Source organism: Streptomyces sp. NPDC005574 (assembly GCF_040605435.1).
Taxonomy (GTDB): Bacteria; Actinomycetota; Actinomycetes; order Streptomycetales; family Streptomycetaceae; genus Streptomyces.
On record NZ_JBEXCW010000015.1, the window covers coordinates 49,560 to 70,477 of the forward strand.

General features: G+C 73.8%; 18 protein-coding genes and 1 pseudogene. 13 read left to right on the plus strand and 6 right to left on the minus strand.

Going from position 1 to position 20,918, the window contains the following annotated elements; all coding sequences use genetic code 11:
- Positions 1–107 precede the first annotated feature (107 nt).
- The 8 genes from ABZT03_RS13215 to mug all read left to right on the plus strand — a co-directional run bounded on the left by ABZT03_RS13215 (position 108) and on the right by mug (position 9,654).
- Positions 108–929, plus strand: coding sequence for an ABC transporter ATP-binding protein (locus ABZT03_RS13215; protein ID WP_356037773.1), 822 nt, complete (start codon positions 108–110; stop codon positions 927–929).
- Between the two features lie 3 nt (positions 930–932).
- Entirely contained in the window at positions 933–3,500 is a 2,568-nt protein-coding gene (locus ABZT03_RS13220) for an ABC transporter permease (RefSeq protein ID WP_356037776.1), read from the plus strand.
- Between the two features lie 178 nt (positions 3,501–3,678).
- Entirely contained in the window at positions 3,679–4,119 is a 441-nt protein-coding gene (locus ABZT03_RS13225) for a GNAT family N-acetyltransferase (protein ID WP_356037779.1), read from the plus strand.
- A gap of 145 nt (positions 4,120–4,264) precedes the next feature.
- Positions 4,265–5,590: a hemolysin family protein gene (locus ABZT03_RS13230; RefSeq protein WP_356037781.1), complete on the plus strand. Its 1,326-nt coding sequence runs from the start codon at positions 4,265–4,267 to the stop codon at positions 5,588–5,590.
- Positions 5,587–6,600: a hemolysin family protein gene (locus ABZT03_RS13235; RefSeq protein WP_356037784.1), complete on the plus strand. Its 1,014-nt coding sequence runs from the start codon at positions 5,587–5,589 to the stop codon at positions 6,598–6,600. Before ABZT03_RS13230 ends, ABZT03_RS13235 begins: the two co-directional genes overlap by 4 nt.
- A gap of 104 nt (positions 6,601–6,704) precedes the next feature.
- On the plus strand, positions 6,705–7,499 hold the full coding sequence (locus ABZT03_RS13240; protein WP_356037787.1) for an SGNH/GDSL hydrolase family protein: 795 nt from the start codon (positions 6,705–6,707) through the stop codon (positions 7,497–7,499).
- A 167-nt stretch (positions 7,500–7,666) separates the two neighbouring features.
- A complete protein-coding gene (purB, locus tag ABZT03_RS13245) occupies positions 7,667–9,109 on the plus strand; it encodes an adenylosuccinate lyase (protein WP_356037790.1) in 1,443 nt (480 codons plus the stop codon).
- Entirely contained in the window at positions 9,106–9,654 is a 549-nt protein-coding gene (gene mug, locus ABZT03_RS13250) for a G/U mismatch-specific DNA glycosylase (RefSeq protein ID WP_356037955.1), read from the plus strand. Before purB ends, mug begins: the two co-directional genes overlap by 4 nt.
- A 46-nt stretch (positions 9,655–9,700) precedes the next feature.
- On the opposite strand, the gene ABZT03_RS13255 is transcribed toward mug, so the two are convergent.
- The 3 genes from ABZT03_RS13255 to ABZT03_RS13265 are packed head-to-tail and all read right to left on the minus strand — an operon-like array spanning position 9,701 to position 11,851.
- Positions 9,701–10,147 (minus strand): hypothetical protein, encoded by a 447-nt coding sequence (locus tag ABZT03_RS13255; RefSeq protein ID WP_356037793.1) that lies wholly within the window; start codon positions 10,145–10,147, stop codon positions 9,701–9,703.
- 58 nt (positions 10,148–10,205) lie between these two features.
- The gene (locus ABZT03_RS13260; protein ID WP_356037796.1) at positions 10,206–10,928 is read right to left on the minus strand and encodes an ABC transporter permease; all 723 of its coding nucleotides are present in this window, start codon (positions 10,926–10,928) and stop codon (positions 10,206–10,208) included.
- 2 nt (positions 10,929–10,930) lie between these two features.
- A complete protein-coding gene (locus ABZT03_RS13265; protein ID WP_356037799.1) occupies positions 10,931–11,851 on the minus strand; it encodes an ATP-binding cassette domain-containing protein in 921 nt (306 codons plus the stop codon).
- A 108-nt stretch (positions 11,852–11,959) separates the two neighbouring features.
- On the opposite strand from ABZT03_RS13265, the gene ABZT03_RS13270 reads away from it, so the two are divergent.
- The 3 genes from ABZT03_RS13270 (at position 11,960) to ABZT03_RS13280 (ending at position 15,062) form a co-directional block, all read left to right on the plus strand.
- Positions 11,960–13,117, plus strand: coding sequence for a histidine kinase (locus ABZT03_RS13270; RefSeq protein WP_356037801.1), 1,158 nt, complete (start codon positions 11,960–11,962; stop codon positions 13,115–13,117).
- Between the two features lie 14 nt (positions 13,118–13,131).
- Positions 13,132–13,794 (plus strand): response regulator transcription factor, encoded by a 663-nt coding sequence (locus tag ABZT03_RS13275; RefSeq protein WP_356037804.1) that lies wholly within the window; start codon positions 13,132–13,134, stop codon positions 13,792–13,794.
- 110 nt (positions 13,795–13,904) lie between these two features.
- The gene (locus ABZT03_RS13280) at positions 13,905–15,062 is read left to right on the plus strand and encodes an ROK family transcriptional regulator (protein WP_356037807.1); all 1,158 of its coding nucleotides are present in this window, start codon (positions 13,905–13,907) and stop codon (positions 15,060–15,062) included.
- Positions 15,063–15,126: 64 nt separating this feature from the next.
- On the opposite strand, the gene ABZT03_RS13285 is transcribed toward ABZT03_RS13280, so the two are convergent.
- Positions 15,127–15,888, minus strand: coding sequence for a GntR family transcriptional regulator (locus tag ABZT03_RS13285; RefSeq protein WP_356037810.1), 762 nt, complete (start codon positions 15,886–15,888; stop codon positions 15,127–15,129).
- A 305-nt stretch (positions 15,889–16,193) separates the two neighbouring features.
- Positions 16,194–17,072 carry an RNA polymerase sigma-70 factor gene (locus ABZT03_RS13290; protein ID WP_356037813.1) on the minus strand — a complete coding sequence of 293 codons (879 nt, stop codon included), beginning with the start codon at positions 17,070–17,072 and terminating at the stop codon, positions 16,194–16,196.
- Positions 17,073–17,301: 229 nt separating this feature from the next.
- Between ABZT03_RS13290 and ABZT03_RS13295 the strand changes: the two genes are divergently transcribed.
- The gene (locus ABZT03_RS13295; protein ID WP_356037816.1) at positions 17,302–18,159 is read left to right on the plus strand and encodes an alpha/beta fold hydrolase; all 858 of its coding nucleotides are present in this window, start codon (positions 17,302–17,304) and stop codon (positions 18,157–18,159) included.
- A gap of 252 nt (positions 18,160–18,411) precedes the next feature.
- Here the strand turns inward: ABZT03_RS13295 and ABZT03_RS13300 are convergent.
- Positions 18,412–19,281 (minus strand): annotated as a pseudogene (locus ABZT03_RS13300) (DMT family transporter); the annotation flags it as partial.
- A 47-nt stretch (positions 19,282–19,328) separates the two neighbouring features.
- Here ABZT03_RS13300 and ABZT03_RS13305 point away from each other — a divergent pair.
- Positions 19,329–20,822, plus strand: coding sequence for a PLP-dependent aminotransferase family protein (locus tag ABZT03_RS13305; protein WP_356037819.1), 1,494 nt, complete (start codon positions 19,329–19,331; stop codon positions 20,820–20,822).
- Positions 20,823–20,918 lie beyond the last annotated feature (96 nt).

Genomic DNA, 20,918 nt, shown 5'->3' on the forward strand with positions numbered 1-20,918 from the left:
GGGGTGGAGAGCCGCCGACACCCAGGGGGGATACCGGGTGTGCGGCCGGTCACACTACCCTCGGCCGGGACCACCGGGTCGGAACGTCCATGAGCGAGGAGGCAGCCTTGTCCACACCTGCTACGGAGCACGCGCCGGGCCTGGCGTCGGCCGACGGGGTCGCGGCCCGCGCCCGCGGCCTGACCAAGGCGTACGGCTCGGGCGAGACCACGGTGCTGGCCCTGGACTCGGTGGACGTGGACATCGCGCGCGGCCGCTTCACCGCCGTCATGGGACCGTCCGGCTCCGGCAAGTCCACGATGATGCACTGTCTCGCGGGCCTCGACTCCGTCTCGGCCGGCCAGGTGTGGCTGGGCGACACCGCGATCACGGGCCTGAAGGACCGCGAGCTGACCCGGCTGCGCCGGGACCGGATCGGGTTCATGTTCCAGTCGTTCAACCTCATCCCGACGCTGAACGCGGCCGAGAACATCACCCTGCCCATGGACATCGCGGGCAAGAAGCCCGACCAGAAGTGGCTGGACCAGGTCATCGACACGCTCGGGCTGCGCGACCGGCTGGGGCACCGGCCCGCCCAGCTCTCCGGAGGCCAGCAGCAGCGCGTGGCCTGCGCCCGCGCGCTCGCCTCCCGCCCCGAGCTGATCTTCGCGGACGAACCGACCGGCAACCTCGACTCGCGCGCCGGCCTCGAGGTGCTCGGCTTCCTGCGCGAGGCCGTCGACCAGCTGGGGCAGACGGTGGTCATGGTCACCCACGACCCGGGCGCCGCCGCCCACTCCGACCTGGTGCTCTTCCTCGCCGACGGCCGGATCGTCGACGAGATGCAACGGCCGACGGCCGAGGCGGTGCTGGAACGCATGCGCCTGTTCACCGGTTCCGGCGGCGCCACCGCCGGCCGGCCCGACGACGCCGACCCCGACGAGGACTGAGCCGTGCTGAAGGCGACCCTGCGCAGCTTCCTCGCCCACAAGGGGCGGCTGCTGCTCTCCGCGCTGGCCGTGGTCCTGTCCGTGGCGTTCGTCGCGGGCAGCCTGATCTTCTCCGACACGGTCTCCCGCACGTTCGACCGGCTCTTCGCCTCCACCTCCGCCGACGTGACGGTGGAGCCGAAGGACGACCTGTCGTCGTCGGTGCCGACCGGCGCCACCCAGACCCTGCCCGCCGCGCTCGCCGACCAGGTGGCGAAGGTCGACGGGGTCGCGTCCGCGCACGCCGACGTCTCCGTCGAGAACATCACGATCGTCGACGGCGACAACGAGTCGATCGGGAACAGCGGCGGCGCCCCGACGATCGCCACCGACTGGTACGTCACCGACCGCAGCCCCGTGAAGCTCACCTCGGGCCACGCCCCGCGCGGCGCGTCCGAGGCCCTCCTCGACGCGGACACCGCCAAGCGCAAGCACGTCGGCGTCGGCGACGGGCTCACCGTGATGGCACAGCCGGGCACCTTCAAGGTCCAGATCGTCGGCATCGCCACCTTCACCACCACCAACCCCGGCGCGGCCCTGGTCTACCTCGACCCCGCGACCGCGGCCGACCAACTGCTGGGCTCGGCCGGGCGGGCCACCAGCATCTCCGTGGACGCGGCGCCGGGGGTGGGCGACGACGCGCTCAAGCGCCGCGTCGTGGCCGAGACCGGCACCCGCGCCTACGACGTGAAGACGGCCGCCGAACAGGCCGAGTCGTCGGCGGCCGACCTCGGCGGATTCCTCGACGTGATCAAGTACGTCATGCTCGGCTTCGCCGGGATCTCCGTCCTCGTCGGCGTCTTCCTGATCGTCAACACCTTCTCGATGCTGATCGCGCAGCGCACCCGCGAACTCGGGCTCCTGCGGGCGCTGGGCGCCGACCGGCGGCAGGTGCGCCGGTCCGTGCTCACCGAGGCCCTGCTGCTCGGGGTGGTCGGCTCGACGCTGGGCCTTGCCGCCGGCATCGGTCTCGCCTTCGGGCTGATCAAGCTCATGGGCGCGTTCGGGATGAACCTGAAGGCCACCGAGATGGTCGTCGGGTGGGGCACGCCGGTCGCCGCGTACGTCGTGGGGGTCGGGGTCACGTTCGTGGCCGCGTACCTCCCGGCCCGGCGGGCAGCGGGCGTCTCGCCGATGGCCGCGCTCGCGGACGCCGACATCGCCGGGGTGGGGCGGCCGTTGCGGGTGCGCGCGGTGGTCGGCTCGGTCGTCGGGGCGCTGGGCGCCGCGGCCCTGGCCGGCTGCGCCACCGCCTCGAAGACGTCCACGTCGGCCTCCCTGCTGGGGCTCGGCGTCGCGCTGACCCTGATCGCCACGGTGATCGCGGGTCCGCTGCTGGTGCGTCCGGTGATCCGGGTCCTCGGCGGCGCGTTTCCCGCGCTGTTCGGCACGGTCGGCCGGATGAGCCAGCGCAACGCCCTGCGCAACCCCCGCCGTACCGGCGCCACCGCCGCCGCCCTCATGGTCGGCCTCGCCCTGGTCGGCGGGATGTCGGTGGCCAGCGCCTCGATGTCCCGCTCCTTCGACCAGCAGATCGACAAGACGCTGGGCGCCGACTTCATCGTCCAGAACGCCAACTTCGTGCCGTTCTCGCAGGAGGTCACCGACAAGGTGCGGGCGACCGGCGGCGTCGGTCTCGTCGTACGGCAGCGGTTCGCACCGGTCGCCGTACGGCTCCCGGACGGCAAGCGCGTCAAGACGACCGCCGCCGGCTACGACGCCCGGGTCGACGACGTCGCCCACGTGACCTACACGGGCGGCGACACGGCGGCCGCCCTGGCGGACGGGCACATCGCCATGGACTCCTCGTTCGCCGAGGACCACGGCGTACGCCTCGGCAGTGTCGTGCCCGTCGAGTTCCCGGCCGGCCGCAGCGCCGAGCTGACCGTGGCAGCCCTCACCGACCAGGACGGCGCCGGCGGCTTCGGCATGCAGGGCGGCCTGGTCTTCGGCATCGCCACCGTCGAGAAGTACGTCCCCGGCGGCCAGGACTCCGCGCTCTACGTCAACGCGGCCGCCGGCACGAGCCCGGAGAAGCTGCGCGCCGCCCTGGAACGCACCCTCGACCCGTATCCGCAGGTCCAGGTGCGTGACCAGGCCGACTACAAGAAGCTGGTCCACGACCAGATCGCCGTGCTGCTCTACCTGGTGTACGCGCTGCTCGGGCTGGCGATCGTCATCGCCGTCCTCGGAGTCGTCAACACCCTCGCCCTGTCCGTGGTGGAACGCACCCGGGAGATCGGCCTGCTGCGGGCCATCGGGCTGGGCCGGCGACAGCTGCGCCGCATGATCCGGCTGGAGTCGGTGGTCATCGCGGTGTTCGGCGCGGTCCTGGGGCTCGCCCTGGGGTTGGTGTGGGGCGTGTGCATGCACCAGGTGCTGGCCCTCCAGGGCATGAAGGCGCTCGCGATCCCCTGGACCACGATCGTCGCGGTCGTGGTCGGTTCCGCGGTGGTCGGCATCGTCGCGGCACTCCTGCCGGCGCTGCGGGCGTCCCGGATGAACGTCCTGGCGGCCATCGCGCACGAGTGAGGACGAAGGGGGCGGGGGCGTCGCGTGGGCGCCTGTCGGTCGATCGGTCGGCGTGGCCGTCACCCGCGCCGGGGCGCGGGCCGGTCGCGCGGATGAGTCCGGCCGCGTCCGGTCGTGCGGCCGCGTCCGCATGCTGGAAACCCGTGTCGCCGTCCGGCACCCGTGGTGGGATCTGTTCATGACAGACCTGCGCGTACGGGCTGCGACGCCCGAGGATCTCGACGCCGTGCTCGCCTTCTGGAAGGTGGCCGCCGAGGGCACCAGCATCAGCGACGACCGGCCCGGAGTGGAACGGCTGGTCGAGCGCGACCCCGAGGCACTGATCCTCGCCGAGCTCGACGGCGAACCCGTCGGCACGGTGATCGCGGGCTTCGACGGCTGGCGCTGTCACCTCTACCGGCTGGCCGTGCACCCCGGCCGTCGCCGCCAGGGCATCGGTTCGGCCCTGCTCACCGCGGCGGAGGAGCGGTTCGTACGGCTCGGCGGGCGGCGCGGGGACGCGATGGTGCTGCGACGCAACGAGACCGCGCACCATGCCTGGCGCTCCGCGGGGTACACGCCCGAGGAGCACTGGCGCCGCTGGGTGAAGCCGCTCGGCGGCGAACCGACGGACCACTGACCGAACCCTTTTGCCCATCCTTTACCATTGGGGGCCACTCGATCCTCTATGAAAGGTGTGAGCGTCCGCCCATGGGCGAGCCTCCCAGTACGCGACATCGCGCGATCCTCCGCACCCTGCCCGATCATGGGACGGAGGTGACCCGATGACCGAAGTGCTCCTCCTGCTGCTGGCGATCCTGCTCTCGCTGGCCTGCGGCGCCTTCGTCGCGGCGGAGTTCTCACTGACCACGGTCGAGCGCGGCGAGCTGGAACGCGCGGTGGAGCGCGGCGAACGGGGTGCCGCCGGCGCCCTCAAGGCCGTACGCAACCTGACCTTCCAGCTGTCCGGCGCGCAGCTCGGCATCACCGTCACCAACCTGGTCGTCGGCATGCTCGCCGAGCCGTCCATCGCGGCCCTGATCGCGGGCCCGCTGGAGTCCCTCGGCATTCCGGACTCCACCGCGAGCACGCTCGCCCTGGTGCTGGGTACCGCCCTGTCGACCGTGTTCCTGATGGTCGTCGGCGAGCTGGTGCCGAAGAACTGGGCGATCTCCTCGCCGCTGGCCGTGGCCAAGCGGGTGGGCAACGCGCAGCGCTGGTTCAGCGCCGCCTTCCGTCCCTTCATCACCCACCTCAACAACACCGCAAACCGGGTCGTACGGCGGTTCGGCCTGGAGCCCGCCGAGGAGCTGGCGTCCGCGCGCGGGCCGCAGGAACTGGCGGCGCTGGCCCGGCACTCCGCCCGGGAGGGCGCCCTGGAGGCGGACACCGCGGAGCTGTTCGTCCGGACGCTGAACCTGGCCGACCTGACCGCGGAGAACGTGATGACACCGCGCGTGCAGGTCATCGCCCTGGACGCGCAGGCCACCTGCGAGGACGTGGCGAACGCGACCCGGGCGACCGGGCTGTCCCGCTTCCCGGTGTACCGCGGCAGCCTCGACGCCGTGGTGGGCACCGCGCACATCAAGGACTGCCTCGCGGTGCCCGCCGAGCGGCGCTCCCGCGTGCCCGTCTCCGAGGTGATGCGCGAGCCGCTCCTGGTGCCGGAGTCACTCACCGTCGACCGGCTCCTGGACCGGCTGTCGGGCAGACGCACCATGGCCGTGGTGATCGACGAGTACGGCGGCACCGCGGGCGTGGCGACCCTGGAGGACATCGTCGAGGAGGTGGTGGGCGAGGTGCGGGACGAGCACGACCCGCACGAGACACCCGACCTGGCCCCCGCCGGCACCGACGACGAGGGCCGCACGCTGTACTCCGCCGACGGGTCCGCCCGCACCGACCAGCTCGCGCGCGTGGGACTCAAGGTGCCGGACGGGCCGTACGAGACGCTGGCCGGTCTGATCGCGACCGAACTGGGCCGCATACCGGCGGTCGGTGACCGCGTGGACGTGGCCGACTGGCGGCTGGACGTGGTGGACGCGTCGGGCCGCAGAGCCGCGCGCGTCGTACTGCACGCGCCGCGCGACGACGAGCAGGGGGAACGATGACCGCCGTACAGCTGCTGATCGGTCTGGCGACCCTCGTCGTCAACGCCTTCTTCGTGAGCGCGGAGTTCGCGCTGATCTCGGTGCGCCGCAGCCAGATCGAGCCGTACGCCGACGAGGGCGACCGGAGGGCGAAGAGCGTCCTTTGGGGTCTGCAGCACGTCTCCGCGCTGCTGGCCGCCGCGCAGCTCGGCATCACGCTGTGCACCCTGGTCCTGGGCGTGGTCGCGGAACCCGCCATCGCGCACCTGCTGGAGCCGGTGTTCCACGCGGTGGGCGTGCCCGCCGGTGCGGGCCACGTGGTGTCGTTCGTGATCGCGCTGTCCCTGGCGACGTATCTGCACATGCTGCTGGGCGAGATGGTGCCCAAGAACATCTCGCTGGCGGAGCCGGTGCGCAGCGCGCTGCTGCTCGGGCCGCCGCTGGTGGCGCTGGCACGGGCGCTGCGCCCGGTGATCTTCACCATCAACGCCTTCGCGAACGCCCTGCTGAAACTGTTGCGGGTGGAGGCCAAGGACGAGGTCACCGCCACCTTCTCGGACGCCGAGCTGGCCCGGATCGTGCGGGACTCGGGCGAGGCGGGACTGATCGACGACCGTGCCCTGGAACGGCTGAACGACGCGCTGGAACTGGGCCGCCGGCCCGTGCGGGACGTGGTGCTGCCGCTGGAGGGGGTCGTCCACGCGCGCGTGGGCGTCACCCCCGAGCAACTGGAGCGGCTGGCGGCCGAATCGGGCTTCTCCCGCTTCCCGGTGGTGGACGACGGGCGCCGCATCGTGGGCTACCTGCACGTGAAGGACGCCCTGGACGCGTCGCCGCGTGATCTGCCGTTCCGGGTGCCGGACATGCGGCCGATCGCCCGGGTGCGGGAGAACACGCCGCTGGACGACGTCCTCACGGCGATGCGCGGCAGCCGCACACACCTCGCGGCCGTGCTCGGGGACGACGGCCGGCTCGCGGGACTGGTGACCATGGAGGACGTCCTGCGGGAGCTGTTCGGGCAGCGGACCTGACCGGCCTTCGGGCCGCCGCCCTCGGGGGCGGCGACCCGGCGGTCACCGCGGGGAAAGGGCCGACCGACCACCGGGTATGCGGGCGGGTTACCATCGTTGGCGCCATGCAGACGAACCCCCCTCCCGCTCCTCCGTACACCAGCCTGGTCGCGGTCGGCGACTCCTTCACCGAGGGCATGTCGGACCTGATGCCCGACGGCACCTACCGGGGCTGGGCCGACGTCCTCGCCCAGCGGATGGCCGCCCGCACACCCGGCTTCCGGTACGCCAACCTCGCGGTGCGCGGCAAGCTGATCAAGCAGATCGTGGACGAGCAGGTTCCCGTGGCCGCCGCGATGGGCGCCGACGTGATCACCCTGGTCGGCGGGCTCAACGACACCCTGCGTCCCAAGTGCGACATGGGGCGGGTGCGCGGTCTGCTGACCGAGGCCGTGGAGCAGCTCGCCCCCGCGTGCAAGCAGCTCGTGCTGATGCGCAGCCCCGGCCGGCAGGGCCCCGTCCTGGAACGGTTCCGGCCCCGTATGGAGGAGCTGTTCACCATGGTCGACAGCCTCGCCGAGCGGCACGGCGCGCTGGTGGTCGACCTGTACGGCGCTCCCTCCCTCTCCGATCCCCGCCTGTGGGACGTGGACCGGCTGCACCTGACGGCCGAGGGGCACCGCAGGGTCGCGGAGGCGGTGTGGCAGGCCCTCGGCCACCATCCGGAGGACCCGGAGTGGCGCACGCCCCCGCAGGCCACCCTCCCGCCGGGGTGGGGCGCCCGCCGGGTGGCCGACGCCCGGTTCGCCCGACAGCACCTGCTGCCCTGGATCGGCCGCCGTCTGACGGGCCGCTCCTCCGGTGACGGACTGCCGCCCAAGCGGGCCGAGCTGCTCCCCTGGGAGAAGCCCGCGGAGTGACCGGCGAGGCCGGGACGGTGCGGTACGGCCGCCGTCGACCGGCCGAGGTCGCGGACGGTGCCGTACGGCCGCCGCCGCCCTACCGCCGCCCGCGCCGGCCTCTCGTAGGTTCCGCCAAACGACCCGGTGGCGCTGGCCTGCACGAATCGCCAGTAGAATCCGTACACGTGACTTCTGCGCCCGCCAAGCCCCGCATCCCGAACGTCCTCGCCGGACGCTACGCCTCCGCCGAGCTCGCCACGCTCTGGTCCCCCGAGCACAAGGTGAAGCTGGAGCGTCAGCTCTGGCTCGCCGTGCTGCGGGCCCAGAAGGACCTCGGGATCGAGGTGCCGGACGCGGCGATCGCCGACTACGAGCGCGTCCTCGACCAGGTCGACCTGGCCTCCGTCGCCGAGCGTGAGAAGGTCACGCGGCACGACGTGAAGGCGCGGATCGAGGAGTTCAACGACCTCGCCGGGCACGAGCACGTGCACAAGGGCATGACCAGTCGCGACCTCACCGAGAACGTCGAGCAGCTGCAGATCCGGCTGTCGCTGGAACTCGTCCGCGACCGTACGGTGGCGGTGCTCGCGCGACTGGGCCGGCTGGCCGGCGAGTACGGCGAGCTGGTCATGGCCGGCCGCTCGCACAACGTGGCCGCGCAGGCCACCACCCTCGGCAAGCGTTTCGCGACGGCGGCCGACGAGCTGCTGGTCGCCCACGCCCGCGTGGAGGAACTGCTCGGCCGCTACCCGCTGCGCGGCATCAAGGGCCCGGTGGGCACGGCGCAGGACATGCTGGACCTGCTCGGCGGGGACGCGGCGAAGCTCGCGGAGCTGGAGCAGCGGATCGCCGGTCACCTCGGCTTCTCGCAGGCGTTCACCTCCGTCGGCCAGGTCTACCCGCGCTCGCTGGACTACGAGGTCGTCACCGCGCTGGTGCAGCTGGCGGCCGCGCCGTCCTCGCTGGCGAAGACCATCCGGCTGATGGCCGGGCACGAGCTGGTGACCGAGGGCTTCAAGCCGGGCCAGGTCGGCTCCTCCGCGATGCCGCACAAGATGAACACCCGCTCCTGCGAGCGCGTCAACGGCCTGATGGTCGTCCTGCGCGGCTACGCGTCGATGACCGGGGAGCTGGCCGGCGACCAGTGGAACGAGGGCGACGTGTCCTGCTCGGTGGTCCGCCGGGTGGCGCTGCCCGACGCGTTCTTCGCGCTCGACGGCCTGCTGGAGACGTTCCTGACGGTGCTCGACGAGTTCGGGGCCTTCCCGGCGGTCGTCGCCCGCGAGCTGGACCGCTACCTGCCCTTCCTCGCCACCACGAAGGTCCTGATGGGCGCGGTGCGTGCCGGTGTGGGCCGCGAGGTGGCGCACGAGGCGATCAAGGAGCACGCCGTCGCCTCGGCGCTCGCGATGCGGGAGCGGGGCGCCGAGCGCAACGAACTCCTCGACAAGCTGGCCGCCGACGAGCGCATCCCGCTCGACCGGGCGCAGCTGGACGGGCTGATGGCCGACAAGCTGTCCTTCACCGGTGCCGCCGCCGACCAGGTCGCCACGGTCGTCGCCCGTGTGGACGAGCTCGTGAAGCAGCGTCCGGAGGCCGCGGGCTACACCCCGGGGGCGATCCTCTGACCCGCTTCACCCCGGCCGAACTGGAGGCCGCCCGCGACCGTCTGGTACCGGACGTGGTCGCGGACGGTCTCCGGGTGCTGTTCTGCGGCATCAACCCCGGTCTGATGACGGCCGCGACGGGACACCACTTCGCGCGCCCCGGCAACCGCTTCTGGCCGGTGCTGCATCTGTCCGGGTTCACGCCGAGGCTCCTGAAGCCGTCGGAGCAGCGGGAGTTGACGTCGTACGGGCTCGGAATCACGAACGTCGTCGCCCGGGCGACGGCCCGCGCGGACGAGCTGAGCGCCGAGGAGTACCGCGAGGGCGGACGGCTGCTGGCGCTGAAGGTGGCGCGGCTGCGGCCGCGTTGGCTGGCCGTGGTCGGAGTCACCGCCTACCGGGCCGCGTTCGACGACCGCACGGCGCGGGTGGGCCCGCAGGAGCGGACGATCGGGGACACGCGGGTGTGGGTGCTGCCCAATCCGAGCGGACTGAACGCGCACTGGACGGCGCAGACCATGGCGGAGGAGTTCGCGCTGCTGCGGGTGGCGGCGCAGGACGCCTGACCGGGGCCCGCTCCTGGCACGGCGATGCGCGTGGGGCGGCAGGCGTTCACGGAGGGTCTATGTCCGTCACCACGCCGAGCAGCCTGACCTCGTCGGCCGGTCCGCCGTCGGCCACCCCCAGGGCCACCCAGCGGTCCGCCCCCTCCACGCGCCACAGGTCCAGCTCGTCCACCAGGAGACTCACGGTGGCCCAGGGCTCGGGTATCTCCTCGCCCCGGTCCAGGCGCACTCGGAGCGTCACCATCCCCCAGGACGGCTGCTGTCGGCCCCACCGGTCGCTGAGCCGCTGGGACAGGTGGTCCCTGAGGGCGTGGAAGTCCGCCACGCCCTCCGTCCGCCTCCCGGCATCCCCCGTCGGCAGGCCGTGACTGACCGCCAGCTCCGCCACGCGGAAGCCGGGTCCCGCCAGAGCGAGCTGCGACCCGCCGTGTCCCGCGGCCAGGTCGAGGGCGCACAGCGAGTCGATCTCGGCGAGGAGCTCAGCGCTGTCCATGTGATCCAGTAAACCCGCCGCCACTGACAATTGGCGGCCCGTCAGGGTCCCGCCGGCGTCAGGCGTCCCGTCGGCGCACGCTCCACGCCCCGGCGAGGAGAGCGGCCGACGCCCACAGCGCGGTCACCGCGAGGCCCGTCCAGGGCCCCAGCGCGCCGTCCCACGTCTCGTGGAGCACCACCTGGCCCGCCCGGTCGGGCAGGAAGTCGGCGACCGAGGACGAGATGTCCCCGACCACGAAGGACACGATGAGCAGGAAGGGGATCAGGATGCCGAGGGTGGCGACGCCGCTGCGCAGCACGGCTGTGAGGCCGGCGGCGAACAGGGCCATCAGCGTCAGGTAGAGACCGCAGCCCACCGCGCCTCGCAGTCCTTCGGACCAGCTCAGTCCGCGCGCGTCGGCACCCAGTGCCGCCCGGCCGACGGCCAGGCTCGCCGCGCCCGCGAGGAGGCCGACGGCCAGCGAGGGCACGGCGATCGCGACCGCTTTGGCGGCGAACCAGTGGCCGCGCCGGGGCACGGCCGTCAGCGCGGACCGCAGGGACCCCTGCCGGAGTTCGGAGGAGACGGCGGTCGCGCCGAACACGATCGCCGCCAGCTGGCCGAAGGTGAGGCCGAAGAACACCGAGAACAGCGGGTCGAAGGCCTCGTCGTCGGCGTCGAGCGCTGCCAGCGCCGCGAGGGACGCCGTCACGACGAGGACCGTGCAGAGCGATCCGACGAGTGACCGCAGGGTCCGGATCTTGATCCACTCCGCGTGCAGCGCGGGAAGGAACTCCATGGTCAGACCTCCTGGTGGGGTGCGGTGAACTCGGTCTCGGCCGCGGTCAGATCGAGGTAGGCCTGTTCCAGCGTGGCCTCCTCCGCGGTGAGTTCGAGAAGCGGGACGCCGGCCGACGAGGCGAGGCGTCCGATGTCGTCCACGCGCGCGTCCGGCACCGTCCAGTGCCCCTCCTCGTGCCGGACGGCGTGGTGGCCGTGGGCGGCGAGCACTGCCGTGAGCGCGGCGGCGTCGGTCGTACGGACGCGGACGCCGGGCCGCACGCGTGCGTGGACGAACTCCCGCGCCGGGGTGTCGGCCAGCAGGCGGCCCCGTCCGAGGACCACGAGGTGGTCGGCGAAGGACGCGGTCTCCTGCATGAGATGGGTGGAGACCAGGACCGTGCGCCCCTCCGCCGCGAGCCGGCGCAGCAGACCGCGGATCCACACGATGCCTTCGGGATCGAGGCCGTTGGAGGGCTCGTCCAGCATGACCACCCCCGGATCTCCGAGCAGGGCGGCCGCGATGCCGAGCCGCTGCCGCATGCCCAGGGAGTACGTCCGCACCCGGCGGCGCGCGACCGGCGTGAGCCCGGTCTCCTCCAGCACCTCCTCGACCCGGGTGTCCGGGATCCGGTTGCTCGCCGCCTGCGCGCGCAGGTGGTCGCGTCCGGTCCGCGAGCCGTGGACGGCCTGAGCGTCGAGCAACGCGCCCACGTGGCGCAGGGGTTCGCGGAGGGTCGCGTAGGCGCGGCCTCCGATCGTGGCGGTGCCCGAGGTGGGGCGGTCGAGGCCGAGGACGAGCCGCATGGTGGTCGACTTGCCGGCCCCGTTGGGGCCGAGGAAGCCGGTGACACGGCCGGGCAGAACCCGGAAGGTGAGGGCGTCCACGGCGCGGCGGCGGCCGTACTCCTTGGTGAGGTCCTGGACATCGATGCTGGTCATGGCAGCAGCCTGGCCGCCGGTGCAGTCCGCGGTCCTCCCCCGCCGGTGGGGACCGGCTCCCCCGGGCGGGGGAGGACCGGTGTCGGAGGCGGGTGGCACGATGGCGAAATGCCCGGCATTCTGCACCCGTTGTTCCGCGGGACGACCTACACACGGCTGCTGCACCTGTGGGTGCCGATGCTCGCCATCAGCGTGTGGCTGTTCGTCGACATGAGCACGCCGTGGGTGCCCGCGCTGGCGCTGGTTCCGCTCGGGCTGCTGGTCCCCGGTGTGCGTCGGGGCGAGGGTGTGCAGGCGCGGCTGCTGCTGACACCGGGCGAGCCAGACACGGCGATCTCCGTGGAGCCGTCGGCCGGCTGGCGGGACCGGCTGCGGACCACACTGTGGCTGGAGGCCCGCACGGCGCTGGGGGTGGTCGCCTCCTGCCTGACGGTCTGGCTGCCGGCCACGACCTACGAGTGTGTGCGGCTCGCCGCCGGCCGGGCGTCCGTCGACCTCCCGGTGCTGGGTGTGCTCCGGCCGCACCGGGCGTACGCCTTCCTCGCGCCACTCCCGCTCGTCGCGCTCTACGGCGCGGTGGTCGGGCTCGGCCTGCTGGTCACCGCGCTGGCGCGCCGGCTGCTCGGCCCCTCCCCCGCCGAGCGTCTCGCCGCCTTGGAGGAGCGCACGGAACAACTCCTGGAGCGCACGCGGATCGCCCGCGAGCTGCACGACTCCGTCGGCCATGCCCTGACCGTGGCGGTGGTGCAGGCCGGCGCGGCGCGGGCGGCCGGCGATCCGGCGTTCACCGACCGGGCCCTGCTCGCCATAGAGGAGACCGGTCGGGCCGCCCTGGAAGACCTGGACCGGGTGCTCGGTGTGCTGCGGGAGTCGGAGAGGCCCGTCGCCGGCGGGCCGACGCTGGTCGACGCCGACCGGCTGCTGGAGTCGGCCCGCACCTCGGGGGCGAAGGTCGAGGCGGACGTCTCCGGCCCCCTGGAGGCGCTCCCGGGCCCCGTCTCCCGCGAGGGCTACCGCATCCTCCAGGAGTCGCTGACGAACGTGCTGCGGCACGCCGGGGCCGTGCCCGTGCTGGTCCGTATCGAGGTCACCGGCGGCACGCTGGGGCTCGAGGTCCGCAGTCCGCTCACGGCGGAGGTGCCCGGTGCTGGCCGGGGCAGCGGGCTGCGCGGCATGCACGAGCGTGCCGCCCTGCTCGGCGGCCGCGCGCGCACGGGACCGGACGGGGGCGACTGGCAGGTGCATGTTGAACTGCCGTTGAGCTGATCTACATTGGCCGGATGCCGATCACCGTTCTCCTCGTCGACGACGAACCCCTCGTCCGCGTGGGGCTCCGGGCCGTGCTGGAGTCGCAGCCCGACATCGAGGTGGTCGGCGAGGCGGCCGACGGCGCGGCGGTGATCCCGCTGGTGCGGCGGCTGCGGCCGGACGTGGTCGCCATGGACGTACGCATGCCCCTCATGGACGGCATCGAGGCCACGCGCGCGCTGCTGCGCACGGTCGAGGCGCCGCCGAAGATCGTCGTCGTGACGACCTTCGAGAACGACGAGTACGTGTACGACGCGCTGCGCGCCGGAGCCGACGGGTTCCTGCTGAAGCGGGCCCGGCCCGCCGAGATCGTGCACGCCGTACGGCTGGTCGCCGAGGGCGAGTCCCTGCTGTTCCCCGCCTCGGTACGGCGCCTGGCCGCCGAGTACGGCGAGCACGGGGGCAACCGCGCGGCCCGGACCGCGATGGAGCGGGCCCGGCTCACCGAGCGCGAGAACGAGGTGCTGCGGCTGATGGCGGGCGGACTGTCCAACGCCGAGATCGCCGCCCGTTTGGTCGTCGGGACGGAGACGGTGAAGTCGCATGTCAGCGCCGTGCTCACGAAGCTGGGGGCGCGGGACCGCACGCAGGCGGTGATCGCGGCGTACGAGTCGGGATTCGTGGCGCCGGGCTGAGCGCACGGGCGGGAGCACCCCGGACGGTTCCGGCCGTGCCCGGCACTCGCCGGGGTCCGCCGCGCCTTGTACGATCCGGCCAACACGCGCACGAGCTGGGAGGAAGGACGTTGGGGCGGTTGACCGGCGGGGACCCCTCGCTGCTGCGGAGGATCAACTCCGCGGTGGTGCTGCACGCGCTGCGCGCCACGGACTGCGCGACGCTCACCGAGATCACCCGGGTGACCGGACTGTCCCGGCCCACCGTGGAAGGCGTCGTCGAGGGCCTCATCGAGGCCGGGCTCGTCGTGGAGAAGGCGGCCGACGAGAGCGCCGCTCGGCGTCAGGGGCGTCCGGCGCGGCGCTTCCGGTTCCGGGCCGAGGCAGGACACCTGCTGGGTCTGGAGATCGGACCGCACCGCGTCGCCGCCCTCCTGTCCGACCTCGACGGCCGGGTGACCGGCGCGCAGGCCAAGGACATCGACGAGACGGCGTCCGCGGACGAGCGCCTGGAGCGGCTGCGCACCGCCGTGGCCGAACTGCTGCGCAGGGCCGGTGTCTCCCGCGGTTCGCTGCGGGCGGTGGGGGTCGCCACGCCCGGGATCGTGGAGGCGGACGGCACCGTACGGCTGAGCACCGCGCTGCCCGAGTGGACCGGGCTGCGGCTGGGCGAGCGGCTGAGCCGGTCCTTCAAGTGCCCGGTCCTGGTGGAGAACGACGCCAACGCGGCGGCGGTCGCCGAGCACTGGAAGGGCGCCGCCACCGAGTCCGACGACGTGGTGTTCGTGCTGGCCGGGCTCAGTCCGGGCGCCGGCGCACTGATCGGCGGGCGGCTGCACCGGGGGTACGGCGGGGCGGCCGGTGAGATCGGCGCACTGCACCTGCTGGGGCGCGGGGCGACGCCCGAGACGCTGCTGTCCACGACGGACGAGCCGCTGCACCCGTTGGACGAGCTGGCCGTTGCCGGGGTCTTCGCGCAGGCGCGCGAGGGTGACCGGCGGGCCCGGGAGGCCGTGGAGCGGTTCATCCAGCGGCTCGTCCACGACGTGGCGGCGCTCGTCCTGGCGCTCGACCCCGAACTCGTGGTCATCGGGGGCTGGGCGGCCGGACTGGACGGCGTACTGGAGCCCCTGCGACGGGAGTTGGCGCGCTACTGCCTCAGGCCGCCGAGGGTGACGCTGTCGCTGCTCGGCGAGGCCGCGGTGGCGACGGGGGCGCTGCGGCTCGCGCTCGACCACGTGGAGGAACAACTCTTCGCGGTGGAGGGCACGGTGACCGCGCGCCGCTGACGCGCGCAGCGCCGGACACGCGGCGCGCCCCGGCCGGCGGCCGGGGCGCGTGGCGCGCGCGTGGTCAGGAGGCCCGGCGTTCCGGATCCTGGTGGATCTCCACGCCGCCGGAGTCCCCGAAGGTCAGCCGGCAGGTGTCCGCGCGGTAGGTCGCGACGGACAGGGCGACGGTGTGGCCGTCGGCGACGAAGCGCGTGGTGACGACGAGGACGGGCGCCCCGGGGAGCCGGTCCAGCTCCTTGGCGTCGTCCGCGCGGGCCGAGCCGAGTTCCACCGCGCTGTCCTGGCCCTCCAACTCGTGGCGCTGCAGTTCGCGCAGCACGGCACGCGCGCGTGCCGCTCCGGACGGGGCGTCGATGGCGGAGAGGTCGGGCACCGACGACTCGGGGATGTACAGGAGTTCGGCGGCGACCGGCTGCCCGTGCGTCGTGCGCGAGCGGCGCACGACGTGCACCGGCTGGTCCTTCCCCGTCTCCAGGGCCTCCGCGACGGTCGCGGGCGGCACTTCGCGTGAGCTGTCGACGGGCTGCCAGCCGTCGTCGGACGCTCCCGGCCAGGCGTGCTGTTCCGTCCCGACGGCCACGCCCACGCGCGGCGGGGCGACGGTCGTACCCACACCGCGGCGGCGCTGCAGCCGGCCTTCCAGTTCGAGCTGCTCCAGTGCCTGACGGAGCGTCGCGCGGGCGACGCCGAAGCGGGCGGCCAGATCGCGTTCGTTGGGCAGGATCTCGCCCACCGTGAACTCGGAGTCCAGTGCCTCGCTCAGTACGGTCCTCAGATGCCAGTACTTCGGTTCCTGCACCGATTCCAGCTGCGTGGTCCCCACCCTAGTCCTCCGCGATCGCCGTGGTCGGCGGCGTTTTAGCGCCCTTGTTTATTAAAGGTTGTTGCACTTCTCTGCGACCATAGGGCGGCCCCCACCCTTGGTCAAGACCAATCCTCGATCCCTTGGGGGACGCACGGGGCCGCCGCAGCGCAGCGTTCACGGGGCGTTCGTACGACGCCGGGTTCGTGACGCCGCGGCAAAGCCGCCGTCGCGAAAGCGGCCGCTCGGCGACTTCGGTGGGCGCGGTGGCATCGGCCGACCCGGCGGCTCCGCTTCGGCGTGGTGGCGGCGAGAGGCCGTGCGGCTCAGGCGCCGGCGAGTGAGCGCAGCTTGTCGGGGTTGCGGATGACGTAGACGCACTGAACGCGGCCGTCGAACACGTCCAGTTGGAACACGGCGTCGGGCCGGTCCCCCGACGACGCCAGCACCGCGGGCCCGCCGTTGAGTTCCAGGAAACGGAAGGAGAGGCCGGCGGCACCCTTGCGGGCCGTGCCGACGACGAAGCGGCCCACCTTGTCGGCCGTCTCCAGGACCCGCAGGGGGGCCTTCACCTTGCCACCGCTGTCGCCGACGAGGCGCACGTCCGGCGCCAGCAGCGCGAGGAGGCCCTCCAGGTCGCCCTCCGCGGCCGCCCCGAGGAACCGCTCGGTGAGGACGCGGCGCTGGACGGGGTCGACCGTGTACCGCGGGCGCCGTTGTTCGACGTGCCGGCGCGCTCTCCCGGCGAGTTGGCGTACGGCCGGTTCCCCGCGGTCGAGCATCGCGGCGATCTCCGCGTGCGGGTAGCCGAATGCCTCTCTGAGCACGAACACGGCCCGTTCCAGCGGTGAAAGGGACTCCAGGACGACGAGGACGGCCAGGGAGACGGAGTCCGCGAGCACGGCCCGCTCCGCGGTGTCCGGGGCGGTGTCACCGAAGTCGGTCGCGTACGGCTCGGGCAGCCACGGTCCGACGTACGCCTCGCCCCGCGCCCTGACCTGGCGCAGCCGGTCGAGGGCGAGGCGGGTGGTGACGCGCACCAGGTAGCCGCGCGGTTCGCGGACCCCGCTCCGGTCGGCGCCGGCCCAGCGCAGCCACGCGTCCTGGACCACGTCCTCCGCGTCGGCGACGCGCCCGAGCATGCGGTAGGCGACGCCCAGGAGGACCGAGCGGTGCGCTTCGAAGACGTCGGTGTCGGTCGTCACGGCACCATCCCAGCCGACGCGTCGTGTGCTGTCCAGGCGAAATCGGCGCCGGGGGCGGGAAGGGGGTGGGGGCGCCGTACGGGCACAGGAAGATCAACGCCCCGACACGCGGCGCGCGTTGCCCGGGCGCGGCGGCGGGACAGGTGCCCCTTGGGGGCTACCCGCCGGTAGTAATTGCTGACAAGCTGTCTACCCGGTCCGTCAGTGAGCCCAGCCGAGGAGCGCCTCCATGTCCGCCACCGTCTCCTTCGAGGTCCCCACCCCCGGGGGCCCGCAGCCCGTGACCGTCTCCTACGCGCGCGTGGGCAAGGGCGAACCGCTGCTCCTGCTGCACGGGATCGGTCACCACCGGCAGGCGTGGGACCCGGTGGTGGACATCCTCGCGACCGAACGCGACGTGATCGCCGTGGACCTCCCGGGCTTCGGCGCGTCCCCGGCCCTGCCCGCCGGTCTCGCCTACGACCTGCCCTCGACGACGGCCGTGTTCAGCGCCCTGTGCGAGGCCCTGGAGCTCGAACGGCCGCACGTGGCGGGCAACTCGCTCGGCGGCCTGCTGGCCCTCGAGCTGGCCCGCGAGAAGCGCGTACGGTCCGTCACCGCCCTCTCCCCGGCCGGGTTCTGGTCGCCGGCCGAGCGGCGCTACGCCTTCGGTGTCCTGCTCACCATGCGGCACATCGCCCGTCGGCTGCCGCTGCCGCTCGTCGAGCGACTGTCCCGCTCCGCGGCCGGCCGCACGGCCCTCACGAGCACGATCTACGCCCGTCCTGCCCGCCGTTCACCCGAGGCCGTGGTCGCCGAGACGCTCGCCCTCGCACAGGCCACCGGGTTCGACGACACCCTCCGCGCGGGCGCCGCCGTCCAGTTCACCGACGACATCCCCCAGATCCCCGTCACCGTCGCCTGGGGCACCAAGGACCTGCTGCTGGTGCGCCGCCAGGGAGTGCGGGCCAAGCAGATCATCCCCCGCGCCCGGCTGGTGCGGCTGCCCGGCTGCGGACACTGCCCCATGAGCGACGACCCGGCGCTCGTCGCGCGCGTGATCCTCGACGGCAGCCGCCAGACCGTGTCCGCCCCCAGAGACCTCTGAGGGAGCTCCGCCGCGCCCGGTCAGCGGTCGGCGTCCGGTGCGGTGCGCGGCCGGGCGAAGGCCGGCTCGCGTAGCGGGCGCGTGCGGCTCGTCCGCGAACGCGGCCGGGTGCGGGACGAGCCGCGCGGCGGGCGGGTGCGGCTCGTCCGCGAACGCGGCCGGGTGCCGGTCCGGCCGTCGCCCCACCCGCGGCGAGGGGTCCGGCCGTCGCCCCTCCCGCGGCGAGGGGTCAGGGCGGCCGCCGGACGGGTGGCGGGACAACGCGCCCGATCCGAGGGCCACTCCGGCTCCCACCAGGGCGCTGCCGACGGCCTGGACGGCCCCGTAGGAGCCCGTCGCGACCAGGGGTGCGGTGCAGGCGGCCGATACCGGGATCAGGCCGGAGAAGAGCGTGGCGCGCTCCGCGCCGATCCGCTGCACGCCCATGTACCAGCACACGAAGCCGACGGCGGTGACGACCGCGCCCTGCCACAGCAACGCGACCGCCTCGGTCGTGTCGGGCCGGCGCAGCCACGCCGACCCGTCCAGGAGCGGTCCGGCCACCGCGGCCTCGGCGGCTGCGACCGCACACACCACGGCGGCCAGCAGCCTGGGACCCAGAATCCGCAGCACGGGCACGGCGAGGACCGCGAATCCGACCTCACCGGCCAGCGCGCACAGGGAGAAGGCGATGCCCGCGCCGTCCGCGCGCCCCCAGCCCTGCACGGCGCACGCCCCCGCCGCGACGAGCAGCGCCCCGCACAGCACCACGCGTCGCGGGCGGCGCCCGGACAGGAGCGGGACGACGACGGCCACGATCACGGGCGCGCATCCGACGAAGACACCGGGGACCGCCGGCTCGGCGGTGCGTTCCGCGGCGAGTACGGCCAGGTTGAAGCCCACCATGCCGATGGCCGCGACCAGCGCGAGACGGCCCCACCGGCGCGGGGACAGCGCCCCCAGCCGGGCCGCGGCGCCCTTCCCCACGGTCGGCAGCAGCAGGACACTGGCAAGGGCGTAGCGGAGGAACTGGCCGCCCGCGTGCGGGTAGTCGCCGAGCACGCTGTTGGCGGTGAAGGAACCTCCGACGAGGACGCAGGCGAGCGCGGCGAACAGGGACCCGCGCGTGGTGGTGGCGTTCATGGCGACGACGCTAGGCAGCGCGGCGGCCCGGTTTAAGGTCCACTTCCATGACGCCATCGGAGACCAATCGCGACCGGCCGCCCCATCGGCCTGCCGGCTCAGCGGCGTGGGAAGTGCTGTTGCCCGCCGCATCGGCACCGGCACGCGCGCGCGGCCGGGCGCTCCAGGCCGCGCTGCGGGACGCGGTCCGCTCGGGCCGCCTGGCGCCCGACACCCGCCTGCCGTCGAGCCGGGATCTCGCGGCCGACCTGGGGGTGTCCCGCGGTCTGGTCACCGAGGCGTACGAGCAGCTGACCGCCGAGGGATACCTGCGCAGCGGCCGGGGTGCGGGCACCTGGGTGGGCGGAGCCGTACGGGCGGCCCCTCCGCGCGCGCGGGACCTCGCCCCGCGCTCCCCCGGCGTCCGCGCCTCCTTCGTACCCGGGACGCCGGACCTGTCGCTGTTCCCCCGCGCGGCCTGGGCCGCCGCGCAGCGTGGCGTGCTGGCGCGCCTGCCGCACGAGGACCTCGGCTATCCGGACCCGCGCGGCCTGCCCCAACTGCGCACCGCCCTGGCCGAACTGCTCGCCCGCCGCCGGGGCGTGGTCGCGGACCCGGAGCGGCTGGTGGTCGTCTCCGGAGTGGCCCAGGCCACCGCGCTGCTTGCCCTGGTGCTCGGCGCGCGCGGGCTGCGCCGGGTCGGCGTGGAAGACCCGGGAAGCCCCCAGCACGCCGCGCTGCACGCCTCGGCGGGTGTCACCACCGTGCCGCTGCCGCTGGACGCCGACGGGCTCGCTCCCGGCCCCCTGAGGGCCTCCGGGGTCCGGGCGGTCGTGACGACACCGGCCCACCAGTTCCCCACCGGCATCGCCTACTCCGCCCGCCGCCGCGCCGAACTCCTCGACTGGGCGCGGGAGGTGGACGGGCTGGTCATGGAGGACGACTACGACGGCGACTTCCGCTACGACCGCGCGCCGGTGGGCGCGCTCCAGGGGCTCGACCCGGAGCACGTGGCCTACGCGGGCTCGGTCAGCAAGTCCCTGGCACCGGGTCTGCGGCTCGGCTGGCTCCTGGTGCCGCAGTCGTGGGCCGAGGAGGTGGTGGAGCGCAAACGCACCCTGGACCTGGGCCACCCGACCCTCGACCAGGCGCTGTTCGCCCGGTTCCTGGAGCGCGGGGACTACGACCGGCAGCTGCGCCGCTGCCAGCGCGCCTACCGCGAACGCCGCGACGCCCTCGTCGCGGCCCTGGAGGAGTGCTTCCCCGGCTCCGAGGTGTCGGGTATCGCGGCGGGCCTGCACGTCATCGCCGTACTGCCGGCGCGGTACGGACCCGAACCGCGGTTCCTCGCGCGCGTGGCGGCGGCCGGTGTGGCGGTCCGCGCCCTGTCGGACCACGCGCACGCGCGCGCCGACGGCGAGGCGGCGGGCGTGTACGAGGACGAGGAGGACGAGGGGGACGAGGGGGACTCGAGGGTGCGGCTGGTCCTCGGGTACGCGCACCAGTCGCCCGCGCGGATCAGAGCGGGCGTGCGGCTCATGGCCGAATCGCTCGCAGGGTGACCGTGCCGCCGCGTCACCCGGACGTACGCCGGTCACGCGGGCAGTTGTTCACCCGCGGTTTCCGTGTGCGCTGCGGCGCACCAGTAGTTGTGGCAT

Bases quoted from the DNA above. Each gene is read 5' to 3' on its own strand.
- ABZT03_RS13275 (WP_356037804.1), top strand. From the start codon at position 13,132: ATGCCGATCACCGTTCTCCTCGTCGACGACGAACCCCTCGTCCGCGTG.
- ABZT03_RS13270 (WP_356037801.1), top strand. From the start codon at position 11,960: ATGCCCGGCATTCTGCACCCGTTGTTCCGCGGGACGACCTACACACGG.
- ABZT03_RS13230 (WP_356037781.1), top strand. From the start codon at position 4,265: ATGACCGAAGTGCTCCTCCTGCTGCTGGCGATCCTGCTCTCGCTGGCC.
- ABZT03_RS13305 (WP_356037819.1), top strand. From the start codon at position 19,329: ATGACGCCATCGGAGACCAATCGCGACCGGCCGCCCCATCGGCCTGCC.
- ABZT03_RS13255 (WP_356037793.1), bottom strand. From the start codon at position 10,147: ATGGACAGCGCTGAGCTCCTCGCCGAGATCGACTCGCTGTGCGCCCTC.
- ABZT03_RS13235 (WP_356037784.1), top strand. From the start codon at position 5,587: ATGACCGCCGTACAGCTGCTGATCGGTCTGGCGACCCTCGTCGTCAAC.
- ABZT03_RS13225 (WP_356037779.1), top strand. From the start codon at position 3,679: ATGACAGACCTGCGCGTACGGGCTGCGACGCCCGAGGATCTCGACGCC.
- ABZT03_RS13260 (WP_356037796.1), bottom strand. From the start codon at position 10,928: ATGGAGTTCCTTCCCGCGCTGCACGCGGAGTGGATCAAGATCCGGACC.
- ABZT03_RS13240 (WP_356037787.1), top strand. From the start codon at position 6,705: ATGCAGACGAACCCCCCTCCCGCTCCTCCGTACACCAGCCTGGTCGCG.
- ABZT03_RS13295 (WP_356037816.1), top strand. From the start codon at position 17,302: ATGTCCGCCACCGTCTCCTTCGAGGTCCCCACCCCCGGGGGCCCGCAG.
- ABZT03_RS13265 (WP_356037799.1), bottom strand. From the start codon at position 11,851: ATGACCAGCATCGATGTCCAGGACCTCACCAAGGAGTACGGCCGCCGC.